Source organism: uncultured Campylobacter sp., assembly GCF_938030815.1.
In the GTDB taxonomy this organism is placed as follows: domain Bacteria; phylum Campylobacterota; class Campylobacteria; order Campylobacterales; family Campylobacteraceae; genus Campylobacter_B.
Genome location: NZ_CALHII010000097.1, coordinates 1 through 3754, shown reverse-complemented (window position 1 = coordinate 3754; position 3754 = coordinate 1). Strand labels below are relative to the sequence as shown.

Genomic DNA, 3754 nt, shown 5'->3' with positions numbered 1-3754 from the left:
TGATAAAATTCGCATCGGTTTTTCGCAAAACGGCTATAATCTACTGCCGTCGCTACTGCCGATGTTTTGCAAGAAATTTAAGGATTCGGATCTACAAATCACGCAGTTTTCTTCTGCGCTTAGCATTCGCGAAATGCTACTTCAAGGTGATCTTGATGTCGGTATGCTAATACTGCCCATCGATATGAGCGGGCTTGACGGGGTTAAAATTCTAACGCAAAAAACCTATGTCGCTCTAAGCTCCACCCATCCGCTCTCGCTTGAGTTTAAAAACGAATCTGTTCCCAAAATTGACATTTCGCGCTTAAAAGAGGAAAGATTTATCCTACCTAATCAAAGCCTAAGAAGCGCCGAGCAGATAGATGCGTTCTTTACCGCTGCGGGATTTGCGCCGAAAGTGCTGTGTCGCACGGAGACTTTTGACATCGCCAATGCTATCGTCGCAAGCGGCGCAGGAGCGTGCTTTAGCATACCGCAGATGATAAAAGAGGATAAAGCAAGCAGGATAAAGCTCTTTGACGTAGGCGCGCGCGAGCTCGATAATACGCTAATAATCGCTTACAAAAAAGGCAAACGTCTAAACCATCTAGCGCAGGCGTTTATCAAAACTGCACGTAAAATTTCTAATGAAATTTAAAATTCATAGCTCGCAACGATAAATGAGAGATTGAGCTTTTGCGGCACTTTGCCTCTTTATTAGCTTTTGTACAAAAATTTTTAGAGCAGATTTCGCTCAAGTTTAGGTAAAATTTCAAACTAAGCTTAAATTAGAATTTTGTCAATAGAATCTTTTATTGCTAAAATTTCACTCACAATTTACGACGAAATTTAGCGCAAAATTCTAATTTTTCACTCCGCTTAAAATATCCAAATCCTTGTTATACACCTTGGTATCTACTTCAAAAATTCCAAGCAGCGTGTGAAAAAGATTATCGTGCGAAAAAGCGTCATCCTTATGCGATTTAAGTGCGCTTAGATCATATCTTTCGCGCATTTTTCCCTCACCTAGCCAAACAATCGCACCGATATGCTTTTGCGCCTCGGGAGCGAAAAGATAGGGCATACCGTGCAGATAAACGCCGCCCTCGCCGAGGCTCTCGCCGTGATCGCTCATATAGATCATCGCCGTTTCATACGTCTTAGAATACGGCTTTAAAAAATCTATAACCTTACTTAAAAAATAATCCGTGTATAAAATCGCGTTATCGTAGGCATTTGAAATTTCTTGCTGCGAGCAGTTTTCAAGCTCGTTATCGCGGCAAACGGGGCTAAATTTTTCAAATTCTTTCTTATAGCGCTTGAAATACGCAGGCCCGTGATTGCCCATCTGATGCAGCACGATTAATACATCTTTGCCCGCGTTTTCGGCGATAAATTTATCAAGCCCCGCAAGCATCCCCTCGTCCCTGCACTCTACGTCGCAGATCGGATTATTTTGCGGAATTTTAAAATCCTGATATTTTACGCGCAGCGCCACACCTTTGGAATCGGAATTGTTATCGCGCCACAAAATCGCCATGTCATCAGCGCGGTTTAGTATGTCTAATACGTTTTGCTCCTCCGCAGCCTTTTCTACGCTAAATTCCTCGCGATTTAGCAGCGAAAACATGCACGGCACGCTTTGCGCCGTCGAAGTGCCACAAGAATGGGTATTGCTTAGGCTTACGACACCCTGCTCTTTGGCTAGTAGCGGATTAGTATCTCGCTCGTAGCCGTTTAGCGAAAATCTATCCGCTCTCGCCGCTTCGCCCACGACTACGACGACGAGCTTTTTTGGACTTGTAGAATTTTTATCGATATGCGCGTCCGTAGCGATTTGCATCAGAGGCTGCGAGCCCTGCTTTTTAGATTTTGCGGCAAATTTAACGCCGCTGTAGATCCAATATCCGGGATTTGCGTAGCTGCGTAAAATTTTATGCTCTCTGAAAAATGACGCGTAGTATTTGCTAAATCCAAAAAGCAGCGCCGCGATGATTATTATGCAAATGCCCGCTACTTTGAGCTTAGCTAAAATTTCAAATTTAAGCGGACGGTAGCTAACGTGCGAGCGAGCAATCAGCACGCAGGGTAAGACGCCCAGCACCAGCACATAAATCGCCAGTCGCAGACTGAAAAGATCCGCGGACTCGGCAAAGTTCGTCTGGGCTGCGTTACGTATCATCTCAGAATCGATTACGACGTTATAGCTATCCATGAAATACGCCGTAAACGACGAAATAAAAAAGCAGATCATCAAAATCGGCTTGGTCGTATAACGCGAGCTAAAAATCGTAAAAAATAGCGTCAAAAAAGCGATCAAAGCCGCCATGTCGCAGACAAAATAGATAAAATTTAGCCCCGAGATTCCGTAGGCATTTATGATATTTTTAAAAAACGAGAAGTTAAAAAATGCCACAAAAGCAAGCGAGCTTAGAAAAATAAGCTTCTGCTGCGACGGATTTTTAAAAATGCTAGGCACGAAGCGTTCCTTGAGATAAAATTTCAAGTTGAGATTTTACGGCGTTTTGGTAAATGCTCGGAAATTCCGCGCTTTGTATCTCACAAATCGCAGCAAAATTTTTGTGAAATTTTAAATACACATGTAGTGTTTCGGCGCAAAGCACATACCGCTACTTCGCGCCGAAATGTCGCAGGCGCTAAATTTAAGCTCCGATGCTCTCGCCCGCGATCATTCCGAAAACCATACAATCAAGGATCGCGTAGGTTCCGAGCCTGCTCGCGCCGTGCACGCCGCCGGTTACCTCGCCCGCAGCCCAAAGCCCCGCGATCGGCTCGTGAGTAAGGCTCGAGATGACCTGAGCTTTGGTGTTGATCTCGAGTCCGCCCATCGTGTGGTGCACCTTCGGCATCGTGCGGCTTGCGTAAAACGGCGGTTTGGAAACGTCGATGCCGTCTAGCTTATCGACCACTTTGCCGAATTCGAGGTCTTTGCCCGCTTTGACGTAAGAGTTATAATCCGCGACAGTCTTTAAAAACGGCTCCAGCGGCAGATTGTAAGCCTTCGCAAGCTCCTCTAGCGTGTCAAATTTCTTCACGACTCCCGCTTCCAGCGGCCTTGATGTATAGACCGGGTTTCGCGCGGCGACGGCTTGAGAGTCGCAGACATTTACCGGATAGTTGTCGTTTTTCTCGCTCTCGCCGATAACCTTAAAGCAGGCGTCCGCCTTGATCTTGCGCCCTGCGTGCTCATCCATAAAGCGTTTGCCGGTCTTTGGATCGACGGTTAGACCGTAAGTGTTGCAGCAGTGGTTGGTGAAATTTACTGCGGCGCCGAAGCCCTTTTCATCGGGCGAGCAATACGGAAGGAACTGAATCCACGATGTTAGAAGGGTAAAAGCGCCGATTCTGTTTGCCGCAAGCATATCGCTCCTGCCGAGCTTCCAGGGTGGTTGGTGCTGTCTATGCTAGGTACTACGCGCGGATCTTGGATCTGGCGATACCACAGATCGCGTCCATATCCGCCCGAGGCTAGCAAAACACCGTCTTTGGCTTTGTAACTCTTTTTCTCGCCGCTTTTATTTTCCAGATCGTCGCTAAAGAGTTTCGGATCAAATTTATACTCCTCGCGTGCTTCTACACCCACGACGCGGCCGCTGTCATCCACGATAAAATCGTCAAATTTCGTGCGGGTCTTGATCGTGACGTTAGGATCGTTTTGAAGCTTGTTCATCATCGGTTGGATGTAGCCCGAGCCCGAGCCGTTGGTTGATTGCAAGCTTCTTGCGACGCTGTGGCCGCTTTCAAAGATCAGCTT

Annotated in this window: 2 protein-coding genes and 1 pseudogene; 1 reads left to right on the top strand and 2 read right to left on the bottom strand. The window is 46.5% G+C overall.

The genetic code is table 11. The features are described 5' to 3' along the window. On the top strand, positions 1–637 hold a 637-nt coding region (locus Q0277_RS03535), incomplete at its 5' end, for a LysR family transcriptional regulator substrate-binding protein (RefSeq protein ID WP_297995656.1). A 204-nt stretch (positions 638–841) separates the two neighbouring features. Here the strand turns inward: Q0277_RS03535 and Q0277_RS03530 are convergent. Further along, on the bottom strand, positions 842–2458 hold the full coding sequence (locus tag Q0277_RS03530; protein WP_297995653.1) for a phosphoethanolamine--lipid A transferase: 1617 nt from the start codon (positions 2456–2458) through the stop codon (positions 842–844). A gap of 184 nt (positions 2459–2642) precedes the next feature. Next, positions 2643–3754 (bottom strand): annotated as a pseudogene (locus Q0277_RS03525) (flavocytochrome c); the annotation flags it as partial.